Annotated in this window: 25 protein-coding genes; 9 read left to right on the top strand and 16 right to left on the bottom strand. The window is 73.4% G+C overall.

Features of this window, described 5'->3' with window-relative positions; all coding sequences use genetic code 11:
- Nucleotides 1-4: 4 nt before the first annotated feature.
- Both ASG76_RS15640 and ASG76_RS15635 read right to left on the bottom strand, forming a co-directional pair.
- The gene (locus ASG76_RS15640; protein ID WP_235529667.1) at nucleotides 5-715 is read right to left on the bottom strand and encodes a response regulator; all 711 of its coding nucleotides are present in this window, start codon (nucleotides 713-715) and stop codon (nucleotides 5-7) included.
- The gene (locus ASG76_RS15635) at nucleotides 712-2,298 is read right to left on the bottom strand and encodes an ATP-binding protein (protein ID WP_056605416.1); all 1,587 of its coding nucleotides are present in this window, start codon (nucleotides 2,296-2,298) and stop codon (nucleotides 712-714) included. Before ASG76_RS15635 ends, ASG76_RS15640 begins: the two co-directional genes overlap by 4 nt.
- 87 nt (nucleotides 2,299-2,385) lie before the next feature.
- On the opposite strand from ASG76_RS15635, the gene ASG76_RS15630 reads away from it, so the two are divergent.
- Complete coding sequence (locus ASG76_RS15630; protein WP_162254126.1) at nucleotides 2,386-3,363, top strand: Bug family tripartite tricarboxylate transporter substrate binding protein; 978 nt, start codon at nucleotides 2,386-2,388, stop codon at nucleotides 3,361-3,363.
- A 27-nt stretch (nucleotides 3,364-3,390) separates the two neighbouring features.
- Here ASG76_RS15630 and ASG76_RS15625 read toward each other — a convergent pair whose 3' ends face one another.
- The 7 genes from ASG76_RS15625 to ASG76_RS15595 all read right to left on the bottom strand — a co-directional run bounded on the left by ASG76_RS15625 (nucleotide 3,391) and on the right by ASG76_RS15595 (nucleotide 11,616).
- Nucleotides 3,391-4,938 carry a tripartite tricarboxylate transporter permease gene (locus tag ASG76_RS15625; protein ID WP_162254125.1) on the bottom strand — a complete coding sequence of 516 codons (1,548 nt, stop codon included), beginning with the start codon at nucleotides 4,936-4,938 and terminating at the stop codon, nucleotides 3,391-3,393.
- Nucleotides 4,931-5,485 carry a tripartite tricarboxylate transporter TctB family protein gene (locus ASG76_RS15620; RefSeq protein WP_056605410.1) on the bottom strand — a complete coding sequence of 185 codons (555 nt, stop codon included), beginning with the start codon at nucleotides 5,483-5,485 and terminating at the stop codon, nucleotides 4,931-4,933. Before ASG76_RS15620 ends, ASG76_RS15625 begins: the two co-directional genes overlap by 8 nt.
- Entirely contained in the window at nucleotides 5,482-6,486 is a 1,005-nt protein-coding gene (locus tag ASG76_RS15615) for a Bug family tripartite tricarboxylate transporter substrate binding protein (RefSeq protein WP_056605406.1), read from the bottom strand. Before ASG76_RS15615 ends, ASG76_RS15620 begins: the two co-directional genes overlap by 4 nt.
- 100 nt (nucleotides 6,487-6,586) lie before the next feature.
- Nucleotides 6,587-7,975: a WS/DGAT/MGAT family O-acyltransferase gene (locus tag ASG76_RS15610; RefSeq protein WP_056605403.1), complete on the bottom strand. Its 1,389-nt coding sequence runs from the start codon at nucleotides 7,973-7,975 to the stop codon at nucleotides 6,587-6,589.
- Between the two features lie 116 nt (nucleotides 7,976-8,091).
- Nucleotides 8,092-8,877 (bottom strand): LLM class flavin-dependent oxidoreductase, encoded by a 786-nt coding sequence (locus tag ASG76_RS15605; protein WP_056605400.1) that lies wholly within the window; start codon nucleotides 8,875-8,877, stop codon nucleotides 8,092-8,094.
- A gap of 19 nt (nucleotides 8,878-8,896) precedes the next feature.
- Complete coding sequence (locus tag ASG76_RS15600) at nucleotides 8,897-9,931, bottom strand: GNAT family N-acetyltransferase (protein ID WP_056605397.1); 1,035 nt, start codon at nucleotides 9,929-9,931, stop codon at nucleotides 8,897-8,899.
- The gene (locus ASG76_RS15595; RefSeq protein WP_056605394.1) at nucleotides 9,928-11,616 is read right to left on the bottom strand and encodes an ABC-F family ATP-binding cassette domain-containing protein; all 1,689 of its coding nucleotides are present in this window, start codon (nucleotides 11,614-11,616) and stop codon (nucleotides 9,928-9,930) included. The genes ASG76_RS15600 and ASG76_RS15595 overlap by 4 nt, the downstream gene beginning before the upstream one ends.
- Before the next feature lie 167 nt (nucleotides 11,617-11,783).
- On the opposite strand from ASG76_RS15595, the gene ASG76_RS15590 reads away from it, so the two are divergent.
- The 3 genes from ASG76_RS15590 (at nucleotide 11,784) to ASG76_RS15580 (ending at nucleotide 14,387) form a co-directional block, all read left to right on the top strand.
- Nucleotides 11,784-13,199 (top strand): HNH endonuclease signature motif containing protein, encoded by a 1,416-nt coding sequence (locus ASG76_RS15590; RefSeq protein ID WP_056605391.1) that lies wholly within the window; start codon nucleotides 11,784-11,786, stop codon nucleotides 13,197-13,199.
- A 286-nt stretch (nucleotides 13,200-13,485) separates the two neighbouring features.
- Nucleotides 13,486-13,812: a hypothetical protein gene (locus tag ASG76_RS15585; protein WP_157559152.1), complete on the top strand. Its 327-nt coding sequence runs from the start codon at nucleotides 13,486-13,488 to the stop codon at nucleotides 13,810-13,812.
- A 53-nt stretch (nucleotides 13,813-13,865) separates the two neighbouring features.
- The gene (locus ASG76_RS15580) at nucleotides 13,866-14,387 is read left to right on the top strand and encodes an SGNH/GDSL hydrolase family protein (protein ID WP_082587594.1); all 522 of its coding nucleotides are present in this window, start codon (nucleotides 13,866-13,868) and stop codon (nucleotides 14,385-14,387) included.
- A gap of 2 nt (nucleotides 14,388-14,389) precedes the next feature.
- Here ASG76_RS15580 and ASG76_RS15575 read toward each other — a convergent pair whose 3' ends face one another.
- Genes ASG76_RS15575 through mgrA form a run of 5 tightly spaced genes read right to left on the bottom strand, consistent with a single transcriptional unit; the run spans nucleotide 14,390 to nucleotide 19,113 of the window.
- Nucleotides 14,390-15,388, bottom strand: a complete 999-nt coding sequence (locus ASG76_RS15575; RefSeq protein ID WP_056605383.1) for a hypothetical protein — start codon at nucleotides 15,386-15,388, stop codon at nucleotides 14,390-14,392.
- Entirely contained in the window at nucleotides 15,381-15,896 is a 516-nt protein-coding gene (locus ASG76_RS15570; protein ID WP_056605379.1) for a SigE family RNA polymerase sigma factor, read from the bottom strand. The genes ASG76_RS15575 and ASG76_RS15570 overlap by 8 nt, the downstream gene beginning before the upstream one ends.
- A 42-nt stretch (nucleotides 15,897-15,938) precedes the next feature.
- Nucleotides 15,939-16,676 (bottom strand): hypothetical protein, encoded by a 738-nt coding sequence (locus ASG76_RS15565; RefSeq protein ID WP_056606118.1) that lies wholly within the window; start codon nucleotides 16,674-16,676, stop codon nucleotides 15,939-15,941.
- Nucleotides 16,677-16,708: 32 nt separating this feature from the next.
- Nucleotides 16,709-18,082 (bottom strand): FAD-dependent oxidoreductase, encoded by a 1,374-nt coding sequence (locus ASG76_RS15560; protein ID WP_056605375.1) that lies wholly within the window; start codon nucleotides 18,080-18,082, stop codon nucleotides 16,709-16,711.
- Nucleotides 18,079-19,113 (bottom strand): L-glyceraldehyde 3-phosphate reductase, encoded by a 1,035-nt coding sequence (gene mgrA / locus ASG76_RS15555; protein WP_056605372.1) that lies wholly within the window; start codon nucleotides 19,111-19,113, stop codon nucleotides 18,079-18,081. The genes ASG76_RS15560 and mgrA overlap by 4 nt, the downstream gene beginning before the upstream one ends.
- A 97-nt stretch (nucleotides 19,114-19,210) precedes the next feature.
- On the opposite strand from mgrA, the gene ASG76_RS15550 reads away from it, so the two are divergent.
- A complete protein-coding gene (locus tag ASG76_RS15550; protein ID WP_056605369.1) occupies nucleotides 19,211-20,455 on the top strand; it encodes a cytochrome P450 in 1,245 nt (414 codons plus the stop codon).
- 10 nt (nucleotides 20,456-20,465) lie between these two features.
- Here the strand turns inward: ASG76_RS15550 and ASG76_RS15545 are convergent, their stop codons facing one another.
- Both ASG76_RS15545 and truA read right to left on the bottom strand, forming a co-directional pair.
- Entirely contained in the window at nucleotides 20,466-21,062 is a 597-nt protein-coding gene (locus ASG76_RS15545) for a class I SAM-dependent methyltransferase (protein ID WP_056605366.1), read from the bottom strand.
- Nucleotides 21,055-21,891, bottom strand: a complete 837-nt coding sequence (gene truA / locus ASG76_RS15540) for a tRNA pseudouridine(38-40) synthase TruA (RefSeq protein ID WP_056605363.1) — start codon at nucleotides 21,889-21,891, stop codon at nucleotides 21,055-21,057. The genes ASG76_RS15545 and truA overlap by 8 nt, the downstream gene beginning before the upstream one ends.
- Before the next feature lie 46 nt (nucleotides 21,892-21,937).
- On the opposite strand from truA, the gene ASG76_RS15535 reads away from it, so the two are divergent.
- The 4 genes from ASG76_RS15535 (at nucleotide 21,938) to ASG76_RS15520 (ending at nucleotide 23,962) form a co-directional block, all read left to right on the top strand.
- On the top strand, nucleotides 21,938-22,444 hold the full coding sequence (locus tag ASG76_RS15535) for a thrombospondin type 3 repeat-containing protein (RefSeq protein ID WP_056605361.1): 507 nt from the start codon (nucleotides 21,938-21,940) through the stop codon (nucleotides 22,442-22,444).
- An 80-nt stretch (nucleotides 22,445-22,524) separates the two neighbouring features.
- Nucleotides 22,525-22,884: an ArsR/SmtB family transcription factor gene (locus tag ASG76_RS15530; RefSeq protein ID WP_056605358.1), complete on the top strand. Its 360-nt coding sequence runs from the start codon at nucleotides 22,525-22,527 to the stop codon at nucleotides 22,882-22,884.
- Nucleotides 22,881-23,399: an SRPBCC domain-containing protein gene (locus ASG76_RS15525; protein WP_056605355.1), complete on the top strand. Its 519-nt coding sequence runs from the start codon at nucleotides 22,881-22,883 to the stop codon at nucleotides 23,397-23,399. The genes ASG76_RS15530 and ASG76_RS15525 overlap by 4 nt, the downstream gene beginning before the upstream one ends.
- The gene (locus ASG76_RS15520) at nucleotides 23,399-23,962 is read left to right on the top strand and encodes a TIGR03086 family metal-binding protein (protein ID WP_056605352.1); all 564 of its coding nucleotides are present in this window, start codon (nucleotides 23,399-23,401) and stop codon (nucleotides 23,960-23,962) included. The genes ASG76_RS15525 and ASG76_RS15520 overlap by 1 nt, the downstream gene beginning before the upstream one ends.
- The last annotated feature ends 183 nt before the right edge of the window (nucleotides 23,963-24,145 follow it).

Genomic DNA, 24,145 nt, shown 5'->3' with positions numbered 1-24,145 from the left:
CGGCTCAGTGGTCGCGCCAGCGGTAGCGCCGCTCGGGGCGGCCCGACCCGCCGTAGCGGTGCTCGACCACCGCGGCCCCGGTCTCGACCAGGTGCTCGAGGTAGCGCCGGGCGCTGACGCGGGCGAGTCCGACCCGCTCACCGCACTCGGTGGCACTGATGCTGCCACCGCGCGGACCGGACGCCTCGCGGAGCGCGCCCACCACCAGTCGCAGGGTCGGACCGGCCAGGCCCTTGGGGAGCGGCTGCTCGCGCGTCGGGCCACCGGATCGGCCGAACAGCTCGTCGACCGCGACCTGGGCGACCGTGCCGTCGGCTCGCACGGCGCCGTCGAGCGACTCGCGCCGACGCCGGTAGTCGGCAAGCCGGGCGACGAGGTCGTCGCGGCCGAACGGCTTGATGAGGTACTGCACGGCGCCGCCCTGGAACGCGGCGCGCACGGTCGAGAGGTCGTTGGCGGCACTCAGCACCATGACGTCGCAGCCCAGCCCGGGGGCGAGCATGGCGTCGAGGAGGTCCTCGACCGTGCTGTCGGGCAGGTAGAGGTCGAGCAGCACCAGGTCTGGCGCGAGGTCGGCGACCGCCTGCACGGCCTGGGCGGCCGTGGCGGCCACGCCGACGACGGTGAAGCCCGGCGCCGAGCTGACGTAGCCGCGGTGCACCTTGGCCACCATGAAGTCGTCGTCGACGACCAGCACCCGGATCTCGTCGGTCACGCCGTCGTCCTCCCTTCCTTCGCGCCCGTGGGCAGGAGCGCCACGAACCTCGTCCGTCCGTGCTCCGTCCGCACCCGGATGGTGCCGCCGCGCTGCTCGCAGGCCATCCTGCACAGCGCGAGGCCCCAGCCCCGCGCCCGCTCGGCCTCGCCCTTGGTGCTGAAGCCCGTGTCGAAGATCCGGGCCGCTGCACCGGGCGCCAGACCGGGGCCGTCGTCCTCGACCTCGACGCGGACGCGACCGGCCTCCTCGACCACCAGCAGCCGCACCAGTCCCTCCGGGGGCTCGACGGCGTCGAAGGCGTTGTCGAGCAGGTTGCCGACCACGGTCAGCAGGTCCTCGGTGAGGTCTGCGGCCAGGGTGCCGGCGCGACTGTCGTGCTCGAGCTCGAGGCGTACGCCCTTCTCCGCGGCCTGGCTCCCCTTGGCCACCAGGAGCGCCGCGAGGGGCCGGTCGTCGATGCAGCGGAGCACGCGGTCGGTCCAACCCTGCCGGGCCGCGCGCTGGCTGGTCAGGAAGCCGGCGAGGTCGTCGTACTCTCCGAGCTCCACCAGCCCGGCGACGGTGTGCATCCGGTTGCTGAACTCGTGGGCCTGCGCGCGCAGGACGTCCGTGGTGTCGCGCCAGGCGGCGACCTGGCGGACGAGCTCGACCTGCTCGCTGCGGTCCCGCACGGTGGTGACCCAGCCGAGCTGCTCGCCGGCATGGACGGCCGGCATCTGGTTGAGCACCAGCATGCGACCCGACCGGGCGACGGGCAGGTCCCCCGCCGGGTGCTCGCCGCGCAGCACCTGGCCGACCAGCGGGTCGAGGTCGAGGTCGTCGGTCGAGCGGCCGACGGCGTCGTCGGGCAGGGAGAGCAGGCGGGAGGCCTCGTCGTTGACGACGGTGATGCGGCCGTGCATGTCGACGCCCACCACTCCCTCGCGCAGTCCGTGGAGCATCGCCTCGCGCTGCTCCACCAGGCCGCGGATCTCGCGAGGCTCGAGCCCGAAGGTGACCTGCTTGATGCGCCGTGAGATCAGCAGGCTGCCGACGAGGCCGACGGCCGCGCCGACGAGGACGTAGGTGAGCAGCGCTGGTGCGGTCGCACCCAGGCGCCGCCACCACGGCGGGTAGGGGCGGGCGATCGTGATGGTGCCGACGCGGTCGCCGATCGCGATGCCGTCCGACGCGGTGGCGGCCAGCACAGGCACCGAGGCCGTGATCAGTCGCGGGCCGTCCTCGTCGACACCGGTCACGGTGCCCTCGCCCTGCGGGCCGGGGAGGGTGCGCGCGGGGTCGGAGGCATACCTCACGCGACCGGCGGCGTCGCGCACCACCACCGCTGCGGCGCCCGACACGCTGCGGATCCGCTCGGCCTCACCCGCGATCCCGGCGTCGGCCCCACGCGCGAGGGAGAGCTGGAGCACCGAGGTGCCGGCGACGGTCTCGGCCGTGCTGAGCGCCCGCCTGGTCTCGACCTCGCGATAGGCCGCGTCGTCGTAGACCGCGAGGACGGGGGTCACCCCGAGCACGGCCAGGAGCACGGCGGCGGCCTGGAGGGCCAGCATCTGGCCGGCCACGCTCGCGCTGCGCCGCATCACCGCTCCTCACCAGCCCGGGACGTCGCCCGCGCGACCGTCGCGTCCCGATCCCTCGACGACCGGGCGCGGTACTAGATTGTCATGGTGCTGACCCGCCGGACCCTGCTCGGCACCGGGCTCGCCCTGCCACTCGCCGCCGCGGGGCTCTCGGGATGCTCCCGCAGCACCCCCGACCCGCTCCGGCTGATGGTGCCCAACGCCCCCGGTGGCGGCTACGACACGACGGCCCGGGTGCTGGCCGGCGCCATCAACCAGGGGCGCGAGGACGCCGCGGCCGAGGTCTTCAACCTGGCCGGCGGCGGTGGTCTCGTCGGGCTCTCGCGCCTGGAGACCGAGCGGGGCAACCCCGACCTCATGATGATGATGGGCCTCGGGGTGGTCGGCGCGGCGCTGGCCGCGACGCCCCGCCGCACGCTGTCCCGGACCACGCCGCTGGCGCGCCTGATCGGCGAGTCCGAGATCCTGCTGGTGCGCAGCGAGTCGCCGTACGACACCTTCGGCGAGCTCGCGGCCGCCTGGACGCAGCACCCGGCGCGCGTGCGGGTCGGCGGCGGGTCGCTGCCCGGCGGGCCCGACCACCTCGCGACGTACGCGCTCGCCGCGGCCATCGACGTGCCGGCGAGCCGGGTGCGCTACAGCAGCCACGACGGCGGCGGTCCGCTGCTGACCGCGCTGCTGCGCCGTGACGTCGACCTCGCCGTCACCGGCGTGCTGGAGACGATCGACCAGCTGCGCAGCGGCTCGGTGCGAGCGCTCGCGGTGACGAGCTCGCGGCGGGTGATCGACGGCGTGCCGACGCTGATGGAGCAGGGCGTCGACGTGGAGTTCGAGAACTGGCGCGGCGTGCTCGCGGCGCCGGGCCTGGACGCGGGGGCCGCCGACCGGCTGGTCGACCTGCTCCGCGCGGGCGTCCGGTCCCAGGCATGGGAGGCGGCGGCGCGGCGCAACGGCTGGACCTCGCGCTGGCTGGCCGGGGAGGAGTTCGGCGACTTCCTGGTCGAGGAGGAGCGGCGGACCGCCGTCCTCCTCGCCGGGGCCGGCCGGGAGGACGCGACCGGCTGAACCGTGGTCGTGTCCTCCCACGCCGACTCAGTCCTCGTCACCGAAGGCCAGGCGCTTCCCGGGGCGTCGACCCCGCGCGAGCGCGACGATGCGCGGCAGCTGGGGCAGCGCGAACGCAGCCAGCGCGAGCAGCAGGATCACCAGGGTGACCGGACGGGTCCAGAACACCGAGAGGTCGCCGTGCGAGCTCACCATCGCGCGCCGGAACTGCCGCTCCATCTCCGTGGCGAGGATGGCACCGAGGATGGTCGGTGCGATCGGGAAGTCGAGCTTGCGCATGACGAACCCGAGCACGCCGATGGCGATCGCGATCGTCACCTGGGTGGAGTTGCCCGAGGAGGCGTAGATGCCGAGCGAGGCGAACACCAGGATGCCGCTGTAGAGCACCGGGGTCGGCACGCTGAGGACCTTCACCCACAGGTTGATCAGGGGCAGGTTGAGCACCAGGAGCAGCACGTTGCCGACGAACAGGCTGGCGATCAGCGCCCACACCAGGTCGCCGGAGGTGGCGAACAGCTGCGGTCCGGGCTGGATGTTGAACTGCTTGAACGCGGCGATCATCACCGCTGCCGTCGCCGACGTCGGGATGCCGAGGGTCAGCAGCGGCACGAGGACACCGGTGAACGAGGCGTTGTTGGCCGCCTCCGGCCCGGCGACGCCCTCGATGGCGCCCTCGCCGAACTCCGCGCGCCCCTTGGACCGGTTCTTCTCCCAGGAGTACGACAAGAACGTCGGCAGCTCGGCGCCACCCGACGGCATCGCGCCGAAGGGGAAGCCGAAGGCAGCGCCGCGAAGCCACGGTCCCCACGAGCGTCGCCACTGGGCGGGCGTCAGCCACAGGAAGCCCTTGGGCCGGTCACCGAGGCCGATGACCGCGTCGTGGCCGTCGCGCGGACGGTTGCTCAGGACGTACAGCACCTCGCCGACGGCGAAGAGGCCGATGACGATGAGCACGTCCTCGATCCCGCCGAAGAGCTCGGAGGACCCGAAGGTGAACCGGGTCTGGCCGGACTGCGGGTCGAGCCCGACCAGCGCGAACATCATGCCGAGCATCAGCGAGACCAGGCCCCGCACGACCGAGTGGCCGACGAGCGCGGTCACGGTGGCCAGCGACAGGATCATGATCGCGACGTAGGACGTGGCCTGGATCGACACGGCGGCATCCGCGGCCGGCTTGGCGACCAGGGCCAGCAGCACCGTGGAGATGATCGCGGCCACGAACGACCCGATCGCGGACGTCGCCAGCGCGGCACGTGCCTCGCCGCGCCTGGCCATCAGGTTGCCCTCGATGGCCGTGGCCACCGAGGCCGACTCCCCCGGCGTGTTGAGCAGGATCGAGGTCGTCGACCCGCCGTACATCGCGCCGTAGTAGATGCCGGCGAACATGATGAACGCCGGGATCGGGTCGTCGAACTGGGTCGCGACCGGCAGCAGCAGCGCGATCGTCACGGCCGGCCCGATGCCGGGCATGACCCCGACGAGCGTGCCGAGCGTGACGCCGACGGCCGCGAACAGCAGCGCTGACGGCGACAGGACGGTCGCGAAGCCGTCCATCAGGGCGCCGATGTCACCCAAGGGGGATCACCCCCTGCGGGAGGCGCACGGCGAGCAGCTGCGTGAAGAGCACGAAGATGCCGAGCGAGAGCCCGACGCCGACGACGAGGTCGCGCTTCCAGGCCCGCGAGCCCAGGAGCCACGACCCGACGACGAACAGCACGAACGTGGACAGGATGTAGCCCACTGGCTCGAGCACGAAGCCGTACGCCAGGAGCAGCCCGATCATGCCCGCGACCCGGGGCAGGTCGCCGAACGCCTCGCCGTCGCGGACCCGACCGCCGAGCAGGTGCCCGACCTGCTGGGCGAGGTAGACCGCCGCGAGCGCGGTGAACGTGATCGTGATGACGGCGGGGAACAGCCGTGGACCGCGGACCAGGTCGCGCCCGACCTCCACCGTGAACGCCTCGCGCACCATCACCAGGCCCAGGACCACGAGGAGGACCCCGGCCACGACCGGCGCGACGGCGCCGCGGTGCGGCTCCTCCGCGGTCAGGTCGGGCGCCGCGGCGGGGTCGCCGGTGGTGCCACCGGCGACCCCGTGCGTGGCGCGAGGCTCGTGGGTCACAGCCCGAGCTCGTCGTAGATGCCGGCGACCCGGTCGGACTCGGACTCGAAGTAGGAGGTCGCCTCGTCGCCGGTCTTGTAGAAGTCGGCCCAGCCGTTCTCCTCCAGCGCGTCCTTCCACGCCTGCGAGTCGTGCATCTCGTCGAGCAGGTCGGTGATCGCCTGGGCGTCCTCGTCGCTCACGTCGGGCGCCGCGACGACACCACGCCAGTTGGCGAAGTCCACGTCGTAGCCGGCGTCCTGGAGCGTGGGCGCCTCCTCGCCGGCGACGTCCTGGGTCTGGGCGGTGCTGATCGCCAGCAGGCGCAGGTCACCCGAGGCGATCTGCTCCTCGAACTCGCTGACGCCGGAGACGCCGACCTCGACGTCGCCGTTGAGCAGGCCGGCGATGGCCTCGCCGCCGCCGTCGTAGGGCACGTAGCTCATCGCACCGGCGTCGCCGCCGGCCTTCGACATCAGCTCGCCGACGACCATCTGGTCAGAGCCACCGGCGGAGCCGCCACCGAACGTCACCGAGTCAGGGTCACCGGTGTAGGCCTCGACGACGTCCTGGATCGACTGGTAGTCGGAGTCGGCGGGGACCACGAACGCCTCGGCCTCGCTGGTGAGGGTGGCGATCGGGGTGCTGTCCTCGAGGGTCACGTCGGAGCTGGCCTGCTCGAGAGCGCCGTACATGACCAGGCCGGTCATCATCCAGGAGTACGGGTCGCCCTTGTCGCCCTGGAGCTTCGCGAGGCCGGTGGCACCGCCGCCGCCCTCGACGTTGGAGACCTGCACGGAGTCGTCGACGAGCTCGTCGCCCTCGAGCACCTTGGCCATCGTGCGGGCGGTGGTGTCCCAGCCGCCACCGGCGCCGGAGGGGACCATGAACTGGATGCTCTCGCTGGGGAAGCCTGCTGAGCCACCGCCGTCGGAGCTGCTGCAGCCGGCGCTGGCGAGCACCAGCACGGCGACGGACGAGAGCGCCGCGAGGCGGCCGGCGGGACGGGTGGGAAGGGACACGGTTCCTCCTGAAGGGATGTGGTGTGACGGGCGTCACCGTAGGAACGCCGTCCTCCCCGTGTCTGCGTTGCGGTCACCGAGGGCGTTGTGGTCTTTGCGGTCACGCTCCCGTGCGCGTCGACAGCAGCTCGGCCAGCGACGTCGAGATCCCGTCGGCGAGCACCTGGAGGTCAGGCGCGGTGTCGTAGTCGCCGGTGATCCCGAAGGTCAGGGTGTCGCGGTAGGAGAACATCGCCACCCCGATCCGCACCCGGTCGGCGATCGGCACGTAGGGCAGCATCGCGACCGCCTCGCGGCCCAGGGCGTACAACGTGGTGCGCGGCCCGGGGACGTTGGTGGTGACCGTGGCGACGTGCCGCTGTGGCAGCCGCAGCCCGAGCCGGATCCCCCACGAGACCGGTGCGAACGGCGCCAGCCCCGCGGCCGCGGTCATGCTGCCACCCGCCTCCGGCTCGTGGCCCGCGCGCAGCTCGCGGATGCGGTCGCGGACCGCCAGCAGCCGCTCCACCGGGTCGGCGACCTCGACCGGGAGCCAGGGCAGCATCAGCGAGACGCGGTTGTCGACGATCGACTCCGCGCCGGGCGCGCGCGTCGAGACCGGGACCAGCGAGCGCAGCGCGTGGGCGACCGGCTCCTCCCCGCGCGACATCAGCAGCTGCCGGAAGCCGCCGCTCACCGCGGCCAGGGCGACGTCGTTCACCGTGACGCCGTGGCGCTGCCGAACCGTGCGCACGTCGTCGAGCGAGACGTCGGTCCAGGCGTAGCGCCGGCTGCCTTCCAACGGGCCCATCAAGGAGGTGCGGTCGACCGGGCGCAGCGCCGGGAGCATCGTCAGCAGGCCGCGGGCGGTGTCGCGGGAGGTGCGCGCGAGCCGACGGGGGTGGGCGAGCGAGCCGAGCGCGGCGCGGGCGATCGTCAACGGCGCGGTCGTGAGGCGCCACGCCGCACCGGCCGCCGCGGACGACGTCGACGGCGGGCCTGCGGGTGCCCAGTCGTCCGCGACGGGCGGACGCGGCGTCGGGGTGGGGTCGAGCACCAGCTGGTAGAGGTCGGTGCCGGAGACGCCGTCGGCGACGCTGTGGTGCAGCTTGGAGAGCAGGCCCCAGCGCCCGTCGGCGAGGCCCTCGCAGAACCAGTACTCCCACAGCGGCCGGTCGCGGTCCATGCGCCGCGACATCACCCGGCTCATCAGTCGGCCGATCTCGTCAGGCCCACCAGGTGCCGGCAGCGCGGTGTTGCGCACGTGCCACCGCAGGTCGAAGCCCGGGTCGTCCACCCACGCCGGCGCAGCGAGGCCGAGGGGCGCGGTCGCGAGCTTCTGGCGGTAGCGCGGGATCAGCGGGAGCCGTCCGGCGATGTGGTCGACGAACTCGTCGAAGGACGGCGCCGGGCCCTCGAAGACGGCCATCGACCCGATCGCCAGCGAGGCACGGGGGTCGACGTCCTCCGCGTCGAGGAAGGCGGTCGCCAGCGGGGTCAGGCGTTCCATCGCAGACCTCCTCGCGTGCCGGCTCCGCTCCCCAGTCTCGGGGCGCGCGGGTGTGCCCACCAGCGCCCTTCGGCCCGCCCGGCCGGGGCCGATGGACCTGAGGCCGGGCATCCGGATCAGGGACCGCCGGCGATGGTGCGGCGTACGTCGTCGAGGTCGAGGTCGAAGGGCCCGATGCGGGTGAGCACCCACGACGCGCCCCGGTCGACCCAGGGGGCGGGGTCCTGGTCGGGCTGCAGGTCCACCACCACGTCGAAGCCGGGCGCGGGCTCGTGCGCGGCGAGCAACTCGCTCACGGTGTCGAGGTCACCGGGCCCGTCGAGGCCGATCACGAAGAACCCGTCGTAGGCCGCCGCGCGTCGCAGCGGCGCCCGGTTGCCGAAGCGTCCCGCGAGCCAGATGGGCACGCGGGGCGCGGGGCGGAAGCGCACGTCGCGCGCGACGTGGTGCTCCCCGTCGTGGTCGACGGCCTCGCCGGACAGGAGGCCGGTGAGCACCGCCAGCCCGTCGTCGAGCATCCGTCCGCGCACCTTGGGGTCGGCCTCGTCGCCGAACGCGCTGAACTCCCCCACCCAGTCGTCGCCCAGCCCGAGGCCAAGCACGAACCGCTCGCCCGACAGCACCGCGAGGCTGGACGCCTGCCGGGCCAGGACCTGCGGCCGGCGCCGCGGCAACGGGGTCACCATCGGCCCGAAGACCATCCGCTCGGTGCGCATCGCGATCGCCGCGCAGCAGGTCCACGGGTCGGCGATGTCGGTGACGCGCTCGCCGTAGAGCAGGTGGTCCCAGACGAAGAAGCCGTCCCAGCCCGCCGCCTCCGCCTCGGCAGCCAGGTCGCCGATCAGGCGCGGGTCGGCGAGGGCGTCGAACGGGGCGACGAAGAGGCCGCGGCGGGTGGTCACGGGGTCATTGCAGCACGTCTCAGCCCAGACGCTTCTGGAAGTCGCCCAGCCACGCCACCGGGCGGAAGCCGAGCGCCTCGTTGACGCCGATCATGTGGGTGTTGACCTCGGCGTTGTAGGTGGTCAGCCGCACGATGTCGGGCCGCTCGCGCTGGAGCAGGCGCAGGTTGGCGACCTTCACGGCGACGCCGAGCCGGTGGCCGCGGTCGGCGCGGCGCACCAGCGTGCCCCATTGGTAGGCGCGTCCGGGCTCGTGGACGGTCGTGGCGAGGTCGGTGTAGGCGACCACCTCGCCCGACTCCGACAGCGCGACGGTGTTGTACTTCGCGCGCCCCTGCCGCGCGATGCCTGCCTCGCGCTCGCGCACGACGTCGACGCTGACCACCTCCGGCTCGAGGTCGAGCTCACCGGTCGGCGCCTCGGTCGCGAGGCTGGAGGTGAGCTCGGCCCAGCCCTCGACCAGGTCGTCGGGCACCGGGCCTGACCAGGAGTGCAGGGTGTACGTCGGGTGCGCGCGCGCCGCGTCGTCGGCGAGGGACGCCAGCACCTCGTCGTCGACCGGCAGCCGCAGCTCGCGCTGCACGTCGGTGAGCGCCAGGTCGTAGCCGTGCGCCCGCGCGAAGGAGGGACCCGATGCGCCCTCGCCGGTGGGACCCACGGTCGAGGGCCACCCGACCAGCCCGGTGGTGGTCCGGCGCCCACGCCGGCGCGCGGCCGCCTCCACGACCTCGAGCATGGCCGATCCCAGCCCGCGACGGCGGTGGCCGGGCAGGACGTGCACGGCGAGCTCGGCCAGCTGGGTGTTGTCGAGCAGGGGCGTGCGCATCCACCCCGCGGCGACCACCTCTCCGTCGAGCCGCCCCGTCCAGCCGCCCGACCAGGCGTGGGAAGCGGTGCGCTGGACCATCACGCGCAGCTCCTCGACCTGCCACACGGACGCCGCCGCGTCGAGGTCGTGCCGCTCGGCGGTGGCGTAGACGTGGTGCCACGCCTCGAACGTGTCGTCGTCGAAGGGGTCGAGCTCCTCGACCACCAGGGCCTCGGTCGTGCTCATCGCGCGCGGGCCACCCGTCCCTCGTGCCACACCGGCCCGTCGGACTCGTAGACCTCGCCGTCGGCGCCGTAGACCAGGAACCGGTCGAAGCCGCGGGCGAACCACCGGTCGTGGGTCACCGCCAGCACGGTGCCCTCGAAGGCCTCGAGCCCGGCCTCGAGCGCCTCAGCCGACTGCACGTCGAGGTTGTCGGTGGGCTCGTCTAGCAGGAGCAGCGTCGCCCCGGACAGCTCGAGCAGCAGGATCTGGAAGCGCGCCTGCTGGCCGCCGCTGAGCGACTCGAACCGCTGCTCGCCGGCGTGGGCGAGCTCGTAGCGGTCGAGCACCCGGCTGGCGGCCTCGCGGCCCATGCCCGCGCGGCCGTCGGGCGTGCCGTCGCCGCGGTGCAGGATCTCCAGCAGCGTGCGCCCGAGCAGCTCGGGGTGCTCGTGGGTCTGCACGAACCAGCCCGGGCGCACGCGGGCGCCGAGCCGGGCCGAGCCCGTGTGCGGCACGGGCGCCGGAGGGTCCCCGACGGGACGGTGCTCGACGTCGGGGTCGCTGCCCCCCGCGGCGAGGAGCCGGAGGAAGTGCGACTTGCCCGACCCGTTGGAGCCGAGGACGGCCACGCGCTCGCCGTACCAGACCTCGAGGTCGAAGGGTCGCATGAGGCCGGTGAGCTCGAGGTCGGTGCAGACCACGGCCCGCTTGCCCGTGCGGCCGCCCTTGAGGCGCATCGTCACCTGCTGCTCACGCGGCTGCTCGACCGGCGGACCGACCTCCTCGAACTTCTTGAGCCGCGTCTGCGCCGCGCGGTACTGGCTCGACATGCCGTCGTTGTACTCCGACTTGATCTTCAGCCGCAGCACCAGCGCCTTGATCTTGGCGTGCTCCTCGTCCCAGCGCCGGCGCATCTCCTCGAAGCGCTCGAAGCGGTCGCTGCGCGCCGCGTGATAGCTCGCGAAGCCGCCCGGGTGCGTCCACACCAGGTTGCCGGCGCTGCCGAGCTCGACGGTGACGATGCGGGTCGCGGTGTTGTCGAGCAGCTCGCGGTCGTGGCTGATGAAGAGGATGGTCTTGGCCGACTCGCGGATGCGGCCCTCGAGCCAGATCTTGCCGGGCACGTCGAGGTAGTTGTCGGGCTCGTCGAGCAGCAGCACCTGGTCGGGCCCGCGCAGGAGGTACTCCAGCACGAGCCGCTTCTGCTCCCCTCCCGACAGCGTGCTGAGCAGCCGGTGCCGCGCGCGGTCGAACGGCATCCCCATCGAGGCGGTCGTGCACACGTCCCACGTCACCTCGACGTCGTAGCCGCCGGCGTCGGCGTAGTCGGAGAGCGCCGTGGCGTAGGCCATCTGGGTCTGCTCGTCGTCGGTGTCCATCAGCGCGAGCTCGGCCGCGTCGACCGCCGCAGCAGCCGTACGCACCCGCTCCGGCGCGACCGACAGGAGCAGGTCGTGGACGGTCTCGTCGCCACCGCCGTGCCCGACGAACTGCCGCATCACCCCGAGCCCGCCGGAGCGCGTGACGACGCCGGCATGGGGCGTGAGGTCGCCGGTCACGATCCGCAGCAGCGTCGTCTTGCCCGCTCCGTTGGCACCGACGAGCGCGACCTTCTGCCCGTCGCCGACACGGAAGCTGACGTCGTCGAGCAGCACCCGCCCGTCCGGCAGCTCGTAACGCACTCCAGCGACATCCACGTGACCCACGAGGAGTGATTGTCCCCTGTCGTACGTCGCTGCGTCTCCGGGTTATCCGCGCGAGCGAAGCGAGCCTCGAAACCACGCGCTCGTCTGGATGGGCCTTGACCGAACCTCCGGCCTCCCTGCGGTCCTCACCAGGGCGACTGTCGGTGGGACCAACTAGAATCAAACGCATGATCGACGCGCTGGCAGGACCCGGAAAGGCTGAGGCAGACGCCCTCGGCCCGGCCGGCCTGCTCGCGTTGATCCGTTCCCGAAAGGACGATGAGGACCGTGCGGCGGCTGACCAGCTCGACCTCGCCGCCCGGTGGGCCGACCTGCACCCGCCGGAGTCCATCCACTCCGCGGCCGCGTTCACCGTGGCTGGGTCGGAGCACGAGGAGCCCATCGCCGGCGACGGCTGCCCCCTCGTCGCGGAGTTCTGCATCGCCGAGCTCGGCACCGTCCTCGGCATCTCGACCACCGCGGCGAAGAAGCTCATCGGCCACGCCCTCGAGCTCCGCCACCGACTCCCGCGGTTGTGGGCGCAGGTCCAGGCAGGGCGCGTGCCGGCCTGGCGGGCACGGCTCGTCGCCGAGACCACGATCCACTCGTCCCCCGCCCTGACCTCCGACGCGGCCCGCTTCGTCGACGTCCAGGTCGCCGCGGTCGCCGGGAAGATCGGCACCGCGCAGCTCGACCGCCTCGTCGCGGAGACCATCAAGCGGTTCGACCTCGCCGCCGCAGACCCCGTCTCCGACCCGGAGGACGGCTACCTCCACGTCGACCCCCGCCACGTGACGATCCACGACGAGGACGTGCACTTCGCCGGCACCGTCCGCGTCGAGGCCGAGATCGCGCTCGCCGATGCCCTCGACCTCGAGAACGCCGTCGCCCACGGCGCCGCCGCCCAGAAGGCCCTCGGGTCCACCGAGTCCCTCGACGCCCGACGGGCTGCCGCCCTCGGGGACCTCGCCAGGACGCAGACCGCGTTCGACCTGTTCTCCGAAGGACCCACGGGCGCCACGGCAGAGGACGGCCTTCCCGCGGCTCGCGAGGTCGTGCTCCACGCCCACTTCGACGCCAGCGTCCGGGACGGGCAGACCGTCTTCGGTCCCACCGGTCGTCTCGAGGAGCGCCAACGCCTTCTCCTCCTCGACCAGCTGCAGTCGTGGTGCGCCGACTCCCGCACGAAGATCACCGTGAAGCCGGTCATCGACCTCGCCACGGACCTCTCGACGCCGGCGTACGCGGTTCCCGACCGGATCCGTGAGCAAGTGGTCCTCCGGGACCGCACGTGCGTGTTCCCCTGGTGCGGGCGCAACGCGCGGGCCTGCGACGTCGATCACGTCGTCGAGTTCGACCACCAGGCCGACGCGGAAGGACGCGAACAGCCCGGCCCGACGACGACCTCGAACCTCGCCGCGCTCTGCCGATCCCACCACCGCCTCAAGACCCACTCGGCCTGGCACTACGAGGCGACAGCACCAGGCATCTTCGAGTGGACCTCACCCCACGGCCACCGCTACCGCCGCGACCGCACCGGCACCACCGCACTCGACCCACCCGACCCCGGTCCGCCGCGGATCCCGCAGCAGCGCCGACCATGACCCCGCCCCGCACCCCGCCAGCCGCGAGCTGACGGGGCCGCAGGCGCGATGTCGACCACACCCTGCGCAGCGGTTCCGGATGTCGGGAATGCGTCCTTGGGCCACGGCCATCCCAGCAGGCAAGAGGGAGGGACGGGGTTCCGCCGGAGGGTGGAAGAAGCGCTCGGAAGAACACCCCTCCTCCTCGATCACATCCATCCACTCGAACGTGCTCGTCGCGGCAGGTCCGGATGATCTCGGTTCGTCGGTCGGGCACGGCCGGTGCAGTGGACCTAGGTTGTCGCACATGAAGCGACTTGCGGTGGGCGCCGCGCTGGTGGTCGTGGCGGCCGCCTGTCTGGGCGCGCGGGTCATGTGGGTGCACGACACGTTCGGCGAGTGGGGAGTGAGCCCCGCATCGCCGCCCCTCCGCATCTCGACGCTCGGTCGAGATTACGAACGCAGCGAGCTCAGTCCGCTCACCGAGGCGCCACCGGGGTTCCGTCAGGTCGACACGACCGACCGCGGCACCGTGTTCTCACCGATCGAGGCACCCAAGCCGTCGCCTGTCGTCGTCTATCTCCAGGACGATGAAGGGCGCGTGTGGTCCTACGCCTTGGTGGGCGGCCCCTAGCCGCCACGCACACATCCGGCCTGCTGAGCGTGCAGGCTCGTTAGCGTGACGCCATGCGCATCGTGCTCTTGGGGGACAGCCATCTCGCGAGGATCCGCCGAGACCTCGCGATGATCGGCCCGCACGAGCGCAATGCGGCAGAGGGAGGGGCCTGCGCGCTCGACCTGGTCGCGCAGGCGCGGACGGCGGCGGTCGAGCAGCACGACGTGGTCGTCGTGTCGGTCGGCACCAACGACGCCGCGCCACGCCGCCAGGTCCCGACGGCGGCGTACGTGCGAGCGCTGCTCGACTGCACCCGCTCCGTGCCTGCCCGTGGGTGGATCTACCACGCGCCACCGGGTGTCGACGAGTCCCGCCTGGGAGGAGCGTGCGGCCGGACCAACGCGACCATCGACGCGTACCGCGACGCAGCGGTCACCGCCTGCGACGAGGCAGGCGTCCGAGTCGTCCGCACCGAGCGCGTCATCGAGCCGCTCGGAGCGCGCGCCTTCGTCAGCGACGGCCTGCACCTGGGCGGAGCGGCGTACGGGCTGGTCCTCCCCGCGATCGCCGAGGCCGTCCGGGCCGTCGCCTGACGTCAGGGCAGGCGGTCGAGGTCCAGCACCCGCAGCGCCTCCGGGGTCAGCTCGCGCTCGGTCCCGCTCACGAACAGCCCGTTCCAGCCGTCGCAGTCGGCACCCGTCACGGCCGTGGCGACGTACGCCCCCTGCCTGAGCAGGGCGATGCGCGAGAGGTCGAGCTCCGTCGGGCAGTCGACCTCCACGGTCTTGCGTGGCGAGGAGAAGATCGCTGTGTCCGCAGCCTCCAGGTCCGGGCCAACCACCCGTCGGCTCGCCGTGAGCTGGTCGTCCGGGCCGTAGCGGCACAGGGAGAGGGCGTCGACGCCTCCGGTCCCCTTCATCGCCTCCGCCTCGCCGAGCATCGCCGGGCAGCCGTTGGGGTCGGCGCCGTCGAAGCGGTGCACCGAGTCGACGACGCGTCGCGTGGTCTCCCGGTCGGGGGTGACCACCGTGACCACCAGGTCGGCGCCGTACCAGACGCCCAGCCAGGCGCCGTCGGGATACATCGCCTGGTCGACGCCGTCGGTGTCGTACTGCCACACCGCGCCGCTCTCGACGACCGGGTCATAGGTCGCCGAGGACCCGATCGTGACGCCGTAGCCCTGCGCGGGTGTGCACGCGATGGCGATGGCGAGCGTGTCGGGCCGCACCACTCCGGACCGGTCGGCCGGCGCTCCCGAACCCATGCACCAGTCGGTGACGCCCCCGTAGCCCCAGTCCGCCGGCACCTCGAGGGTGAGGTCGTGCCACGACTCGGCGCGGTAGCCGTCCCCCGCGCCGACCGCTCGCGACGCAGTCCCCCCGTCGGCCACCCCGCCGGACCCGTCCGTGCCGGGCCCCAGCGCGGTGAGGCCGACGGGCACGGCCGCGGCGAGGACGGCAGCAGCAGCCACCGCCCAGGTCGTACGCCGTCGACGCAGGCGCCGCCGCGCACCGTCGGCGAGCCCCACCGCGGGCGCCGGCGCCCCGGCCCGCTCGAGGAGCGTGTCGCGCAGCCGCGACTCGAAGTCAGTCATCGTGCTCTCCCATCTCGAGCCGCAGCGCGGCGATGCCGCGGGAGACCCGCGAGCGCACGCTGCCCTCGCGCACCCCGGTCAGGTCGGCGATCTCGGCGTAGTCCAGGTCCTCGTAGAAGCGCAGCACGATCGCGGTGCGCTGGTCGGCGGGCAGCCCCTGGCAGGCGCGCCACATCCGGTCGCGCTCCTCGACGCTGCAGCCGTCGGTGACCGCGTGGTCACGGACGGCCTCGACCGGCACCTCGCGCCGGCGGAACTTCCGCCACCGCGACACGTGCGCGTTGACGACCATGCGCCGCACGTAGGCGTCGGGGTCCTCGACGCCGGAGATGCGCGACCACCTCGGAAGCGCCCGCGACAGCACGTCCTGCACCACGTCCTCGGCGTCGGCGCGGTTGCCCGTGAGCACGGTGGCGAGGCGCACCAGCGCCGGCCCGCGGGCGGCGACCCATTCGTCGAAGTCCACCACGACCGCGCGGCCCCCTCCGACGTCGTACGTCACTGTCATGCCCTGTCAACGCTGCCCGAGCCGGGTCTGTTGCGAGCAGTCTCACGCACCCGTCGGGTGGCGCACCCACACGTTGGGCTCGACGTAGACCGCGGTGCCGTGCTCGGCGTCGCACAGCACCGGCGCGAGCGCGCCCGGGACGACGACCGGGCCGGTGCGGTCGAAGGGCAGGCCCGTCCACTCGCGCCACTCCTCCACCGTGCCCGGGATGACCATCGAGCGCGGCGCGACGCGGTCGATGCGACCGCCGGCGCGCACGTGCACGCGCAGCCACGGATCGACGGGCAGGCCGTCCTCGCGGGTGCGCACGGCGTACGCCGTCATCGGCTCGTGGACGTCGTCCTTGCCGTTGGGCCGCACCGGGGCGAGCAGCTCGGGGAAGCCGAGCCGGCCCGCGTTGTCGCGCAGCGCCGCCAGCATCACGTTCGAGAGACCGGCGCGCTGCAGGGCCGGTTCGACGGCGATCTCCGCGGCGGTGATGGCGTTGGGCGTGTCACCCCAGATCCGCGTGAGCAGCGCACTGCGGAGCGCGAAGTCCCAGCCCGCGTCGGGCAGGTCGCCGTCGGGGAGCGTGAAGGGCGCGCTGAACGCCTTGGCCACGATGCGCCCGGTTGCGTCGAGGCCGACGAGGACGCACTCGAGGAAGTACTCCCCGAGGCAGGAGTAGTACGAGTTGCCGATCGGGTCGTGCTTCATGAACTCAGGCCACGACGTCTCCATGTCCCAGAAGACGTCCATCAGGTCCGGACGCGATGCGAGCGTCACGATCTCGAGGTCCATGCCGACCATGGTCCTCGCGCCCGCAACCGCTTTCAGAGCCGCTCGGCGACCCGCCGCGCGGCCACCTGGAGCACCTCCCAGGCGGTGGAGAAGGGCGGGGCGTAGGCCAGGTCCATCCATGCCAGGTCGTCGACACTGCCGCCGGCCCAGAGCACGGCGGCTGCGGCGTCGATGCGCTTGCCGGCACCGTGCCCGCCCACGACCTGCACGCCGAGGAGGCGGCGGCTGGCCCGGTCGGCCATCACCCACAGGGTGATCGGCTCGGCCTCCGGCATGTAGCCGCTGGCGGTGGTGCCCTCGGTGACCACGACCACCGGGTCGAGCCCGGCCGCCTCGGCGTCGGCGCGCGAGAGCCCGGTCCGGGCGACCTCGAGGTGCACCTCGTCGAGGGAGAACCGGGTGATCGAGGTGTCGACCATGCCGTCGAAGGACAGCGTGCCGCCCGCCAGCGTGTCCCCCAATGCGCGCCCGTGCTTGGTGGCGTACGTCCCCAGCGGCCGGAACACCCAGCGGTCGTCGAGGCGGCGGCGCACCTCGCAGCAGTCACCGGCCGCCCACACGTGCTCGCCCACCCGGCCGTGCGGATCGGGACGCAGCGCGCCGTTGTCGGCCATCTCCAGGCCCGAGCCCTCGAGGAAGCCGGTCGCGGGCCGCACGCCGATCGCGACCACGACGAGGTCGGCCTCCCGACTGCCGCCGTCCCACCGCACCCCGGTCACCCGGTCGCCATCGGTGTCGAGCCCGGTGACCTCGACACCCAGCACCACCTCGGCGCCCGCCTCGCACAGCGCCAGGTTGACCCGGTCGGCCATCTCGTCCTCGAGCATCGACATGCCGCGCCCGCGCGTCAGCACGGTCACCCCGAAGCCGTGGCGCAGGGCGGCCTCGGCCACCTCCACCCCGACGTAGCCCGCACCGACGACCACTACGTGCGCGCCGTCGCCGGCCTCGGCGAAGCGCTCCAGCCACGCCGCCCCGTCGTCGAGGGTCTTCACCGGCCCCACCCCGGCGAACGCCGTCCCGTCGGGGCGCAGCGCCCAGTCGGGCACGACCGCCGGCGCGCCCGTGGCCACGACGAGCTCGTCGTAGCCGATCTCCTCGCCGTCCGCCGTCGTGACGGTGCGGCCGTCGAGGTCGGCGCCCACGACCTCGACACCGAGGCGCAGGTCGATGCCCGCCTCGCGGTGCGCCTCGGCCGTCCGGGCGACGAGGTCGTCGCCCGAGTCGACGTCGCCGGCCATCCAGTAGGGGATCCCGCAGGCGCTGTACGACGTGTGGGACCCGCGGTCCAGCACCGTGACCGCCAGCTCGCGGCCGGTGCGCCGTGCGGTGCGCAGCGCCTGGTGGGCCGCGGACATGCCGGCTGCGTCCGCGCCGACCACGACCACGCGCCTCGGGGCGCTCACTCCTCGCTCTGCTTCGCCCAGAGGTTGATGCCCGACTCGACCGCGTGGCGGTCGATCTCGGCGAGCTCGTCGGAGGTCAGCGGCGGGCCGGAGAGCGCGTCGAGGTTGGTGTCGAGCTGCTCCACGCTCGAGGCGCCGATGACCGCGCTGGTCACCCGCTCGTCGCGCAGCACCCACTGCAGGGCCAGCTGGGCGAGCTTCTGCCCGCGGCGTTCGGCGATGCCGTTGAGGGCTCGCACCCGGTCCAGGACCGCCTCGTCGAGCCCGGTCACGGTGGAGTCCTCGCGTGCGGCGCGCGAGTCGGGTGGCACGCCGTCGAGGTAGCGGTCGGTGAGCAGGCCCTGCGCGAGCGCGGAGAAGGCGATGCAGCCCATCCCCTGCTGCTCGAGCTCGTCGAGCAGCCCGCCCTCGACCCAGCGGTTGAGCATGGAGTAGGACGGCTGGTGGATCAGCAGCGGCGTGCCGAGCTCGCGCGCGATCGTCGCGGCCTCGCGGGTCTTCTCCGGCGAGTAGGACGAGATCCCGACGTAGAGGGCGCGACCGGAGCGCACCGCCGTGTCGAGCGCCGTCATCGTCTCCTCCAGCGGGGTGTCGGCGTCGAAGCGGTGGCTGTAGAAGATGTCGACGTGGTCGAGCCCGAGGCGGCCGAGCGACTGGTCGAGCGAGGCCAGGACGTATTTCCGCGACCCGCCACCCTGGCCGTAGGGACCGGGCCACATGTCGTAGCCCGCCTTGGTCGAGATCACCAGCTCGTCGCGGTAGTGCGCGAAGTCGTCCCTGAGGTAGCGCCCCAGGTTCTCCTCGGCGCGGCCGTAGGGAGGGCCGTAGTTGTTGGCCAGGTCGAAGTGCGTGACCCCCCGGTCGAAGGCTCGGCGCAGGATGGCGCGCTGGGTCTCCTCGGGACGGTCCGTGCCGAAGTTCTGCCACAGCCCGAGCGAGAGCGCAGGCAGCCTGAGCCCGCTCCGCCCGCTGGGGCGGTAGTGCATCCCGGAGCCGGCGTCGTACCTGTCGGGGGCAGCTTCGTAGGCCATGACCCCATCCTGCCCCGTGCGCGGTCGGGACGGTGCCGGGGTGCAGTCGGGACGATTCCCCATGGCGGGCCGTGGCGCGGGGGCGTTCACTGGGGGCATGGCCACCTCGTTGCGCGGCACCGCCCTCCGTCTGGTGCTGACGTCCGCGCGTCGCGTGCCGTCGGGCATCCGGTTCCCTCTCGAGCGCGACGGGGTGGACCCGGTCCCCCGGCTCGCCGCGAGCCGGGGTCGCGACGGCGTGGTCCCGCTGGCACGCCTCCTCGGCACGCGCGTGTGGCTGGTGACGGGGTACGACGCCGCGCGCTCGGTGCTCGCCGACTCGGGGTCCTTCGCCAACGACGTACGCCACCTGATCGGGCGCCAGGACCGCGCGCCCGCCGAGCGCATCGGCGGCCTGGGCATGACCGACGACCCCGACCACGCCCGCCTGCGCCACGTCCTGGCCCCCTCCTTCACCCGCCGCCGGGTCGCCGACCTCCAGGACGACGTGGACCGGGTGGTCGCCGCAGCCCTCGACGACATGGCCGCCCACGGGCCTGAGGTCGACCTGGTGGAGCGCTTCGGGTTCGCGGTGCCGTTCGGCGTCATCTGCGACCTGCTCGGCATGCCGACCGTCGACCGCGACGGCTTCCGGCGGCAGGGCGCGGCCCGCTTCGACCTGCGCGACGCAGGCTCGGGCATCTTCGACACCGCGGCCGGCACCCGCCGGTTCCTCATCGACCTCGTCGCGTCCGAGCGGCGCGCCCCGCACCTGCCCGACGGGCTGGTCGCCCGGATGGTCACCGAGCACGGCGACGCCCTCGACGACGTCGAGCTCGGCGGCCTCGCCGACGGCGTCTTCCTCGGCGGCTACGAGACCAGCGCGAGCATGCTGTCCCTCGGCACGTGGGTGCTGCTGCAGCACCCGGCGGCGTGGGCGACCCTTCGACGCGGCGACCCGCGCGAGGTCGACGGCGTGGTGGAGGAGCTGCTCCGGTTCGTCTGCCCGGTGCAGGTCGCGTTCCCGCGCATCGCGCGCCGCGACGTACGCCTCGGCGAGCACCTCGTGCGGCGCGGCGACGTGGTCGTGGTGTCGCTGACCGGGGCCGGGCGAGACCCGTCGCGCCACGCCCTGCCCGAGCGCTTCGACCCGCTGTCGCCGTCCGCCGGCACCCTCGCCTTCGGCCACGGCCTGCACCGCTGCGTGGGCGCCGAGCTCGCGCGGCTGGAGCTGCGCACGGCGCTGGTCGCGCTCGCCCAGCGCTTCCCCGACCTGTCGCTGGCCTGCGACCCGGCCGACCTCCGGTTCACCGAGCTCGCCATCGTCCACGCCGTGGAGGCGCTCCCCGTACGCCTGGGCTGAGCCGGTCCCCTCAGCCGCGGCGGGTCTCGAGGACCCGGAACCCCTTGCTGCTCGCCAGCCGCTGCGTCGGCCACCCCTGGTCGGTGAGCCAGCGCTGGAGCGAGTCGCCGCCGAGGTTCTTGCCCACGACCATCACCATCCGCCCCGCGGGCGAGAGCCGGGGAAGCCAGGTGAGCAGCAGCTCGTGCAGGGCCTCCTTGCCGATGCGGATCGGCGGGTTCGACCAGATCTCGTCGAAGACCTGGTCGCTCGGCACCTGCTCGGGCAGGCACGCCACGAAGCGCGAGCCCAGCCCCGCGGCGCGGGCGTTGTCGTTGGCCAGCAGCAGCGCGCGCTCGTTGACGTCGACGCCGATCACCGACGCCAGGGGCACCGCTCGGGCGATCGCCAGGCCGATGACGCCGTAGCCGCAGCCGAGGTCGAGGAACTGCCCCTGCACGGGCGGCTCGAGCTCGCGGAACAGCACCGCCGTCGCGTGGTCGAGGTGGCCGCGGCTGAAGACCCCCGACCCGGTGTCGAAGCGCATCTCGCTGCCCCACAGCTCGGCGGTGAAGCTCTCCCGCTCGAAGGGCACGGCAGGGTCGGCGGAGAAGTAGTGCTCAGGCATCGATCGCCTCTCGTCGGGCTCGGGCTCGGGCGGCCTGGGCGGCCAGCTCGGCATCGTCGGGGTAGCCGACCTCCTCCAGCACGAGGCCGTGCGGGTGGATCACCCTCACGCCGGCGTCGCGCCGGCGGCCCGCCATCACCTCGGCCGGCCACGTCGCGGGCCGGCGCCCCTCCCCGACCTCGATCAGGCTGCCGACGAGCGCACGGACCATGTTGTGGCAGAAGGCGTCGGCGCGCACGGAGCCGACGGCGATGCCGGACGCGTCGCGCGCCCAGTGGAGGTCGAGCAGCGTGCGCACGGTGGTGGCGCCCTCGCGGCGCTTGCAGAAGGCGGCGAAGTCCTGGAGGCCGAGCAGCGGGGCGCAGGCGTCGTTCATCGCCTCGAGGTCGAGCGGACGGGGCCAGGCGAGCACGTGGCTGCGCACCAGCGGATCGGCCAGCCCGGGCGCGTCGGCGATGCGGTAGGCGTAGCGGCGCCAAGTCGCGGAGAAGCGGGCGTCGAAGCCCTCGGGCGCCTCGCTCACCCGCCGCACGCGCAGGTCGGGCGGCGCGATGCCGTCGACGCGGCGTGCCAGGGCATCGAGAGGCGTGTCGCTCGACCGGCCGGCGGAGGCCTCCACCACGTCACGGTCGACGTCGAGGTGCGCCACCTGGCCGCGCGCGTGCACGCCGGCGTCGGTCCGCCCGGCGACCGTGACGCGCACCTCCGGCAGCCGCAGCGCGGTGGCCAGTGCCTGCTCGAGCTCGCCCTGGACCGTACGACGACCGGGCTGGGCGGCCCAGCCGGAGAAGTCCGTGCCGTCGTAGGCACAGTCGATCCGCAGGCGCACGGGGCGATCTTAGGCGTTCGCCCCGAGCGCCCGGTTAGTCTGGTGCATGGTCTCGCTGCGTGGCACCGCCCGGCTCGCCGTCCTCCTCCTCGTCCTCCCGCTGTCGCTGGGGGCGACCGGGGCAGCCGAGGCTGCGTGGTCGGCGTACGCCGACGGCGCCCCGGGCGCGCACGCCCGCGCGGCCGACACCGACACCGACGGCGACGGCGTGCCCGACGCCGGTGACGGGTGCCCGACGGTCGCGGCCGCCACCCCCACCGGCTGCCCGACGGTCTCCCGCTCGGCGTCACTGCGGTGGCTCGCCGGCAAGCACCGGCTGCAGCTGCGGGTGACCTCGGAGGTGTCCGCGTGCTCCTCCCGCGCCCGGTTCGTGCTGTGGCGGGTGCGGCCGCACGCCGACTTCAAGCAGCTCGGCGGCAACGTGTCCTACGCCGGTCGCGCGCGGCTGAAGGTCCCCCGCGGGGCGCGCTACTACGTCACGGTCGCTCCGTCCTACAGCCCGGGGGTCGCCGAGTGCGGGAAGGCCACGACCCGCACCGTCCGCGTCCCCTGACCTTGTTCAACCAGATGGTTGACAATCGCCTTCCCTCGGCCTAGCCTTGTTCAACCAGTCAGTTGAACAAGGAGGTCGTCGTGGCCGACCAGCTCTCCCGCGTCTTCGCCGCCCTCGCCGACCCCACCCGCAGGGACATGGTGGCGCGCCTCACCGGGGCCGACCACACCGTCGGGGAGCTCGCCGAGCCCTACGACGTCAGCCTCCAGGCGGTGTCGAAGCACCTCAAGGTGCTCGAGGACGCCGGCCTGGTCAGCCGCACCCGTGACGCGCAGCGCCGCCCGGTGCACCTCGAGGCGGAGGTGCTCGACCTCATGACCGCGTGGATCGAGCGCTACCGCCGCCGGGCCGAGGAGCGCTTCGCCCGACTCGACTCGGTGCTCGCCGCCATGCAGGACGACGCGGAGGGCCCCACCCAGCAGGAAGGAACCGCATCATGACCACCACGCAGTCCACCCCGACCCACCGCTACCCCGAAGCCGCCATCGAGCCCGACGCCACGGTGCCGGCCATCCACATCCGCCGCGACTTCACGGCCACCCCCGCGCAGCTGTTCCGCGCCCACACCGACCCCGCCCTGTTCGCCCAGTGGGTCGGACCCACCGACATCGGCGCCGACATCACCCACTGGGACGCGCGCGACGGCGGCAGCTGGAGCTACACCGCGCGGGGCACGGGCGGGCGAGAGGAGTTCGAGACGTCGTTCCACGGCTGCTTCCACACCGTGCGCGAGGACCGCATCGTGCAGACGTTCACCTGGGACGGCATGCCCGACGGCGTCGCGCTCGAGACGCTGACCTTCGAGGACCTCGGTGACGGCCGCACCCGGCTCCACGCGATGAGCCTGTGCGACTCCTTCGAGGACCGCGACGCCTGGCTGCGCAGCGGCATGGAGACCGGTGTGAACGACGGCTACGCCGCGCTCGACCGCATCCTGGCCGAGGGCTCCGTCTGATGGCGCTGCCCGACTCCCCCGCCGAGCGCCACGCCGTGGTCGCAGCAGAGCTCTCCCGGCTGGTCGACGCCACCACCGACTGGGCCGCGCCGGCGCCCGTCGCGGGCTGGACCGCCCGCGACGTCGTGGACCACCTCGTCACCTGGCTGCCCGGGTTCCTCTCCGCGGGCGGGGTGACCCTCCCCGCCGGTCCGGCCGCCGCCGACGACCCCGCGGCGGCCTGGCACCACCACGCCGACGCCGTACAGGCACTCCTCGCCACACGCGGCGACGAGTCGTTCACCCACCCCTACGTCGGCACCCACCCGCTGGCCCGCGCGATCGACCAGTTCTACGTCTCCGACGTCTTCATGCACTCCTGGGACCTCGCCCGCGCGAGCGGCCAGGAGCCCCGCCTCGACGACGACTTCGCGGCCCAGCTGCTCGAGGGACTGCGCTCGATGGAGCAGGTGCTGCGCGACTCCGGGCAGTACGGTCCCGCCGTGCCGGTCCCCGACGACGCCCCCGTCGTCGACCGGCTGATGGGGTTCATCGGCCGCGACCCCGCCCGGCCCGCGGCCTGACGCTCGTCCCGGGCGCCACACTGCAGCACCTGGGGTCCTCGCCTGCCCTGACTCATCTCAGCGGTGCTCCAGCCACACTTCGCGACCGGCGGATTCAAGCGGTGGATGCAACACCGGTTGGTTTTGGTGGGTTTGACAGTAGTTCGTCGAGTGCTTGTGCTGGTGTCCTCCAGCCGAGGGTCT

Origin of the sequence: Nocardioides sp. Soil774 (assembly GCF_001428125.1) — a bacterium.
Taxonomy (GTDB): Bacteria; Actinomycetota; Actinomycetes; order Propionibacteriales; family Nocardioidaceae; genus Nocardioides.
This window is presented reverse-complemented; position numbering and strand designations above follow the sequence as displayed.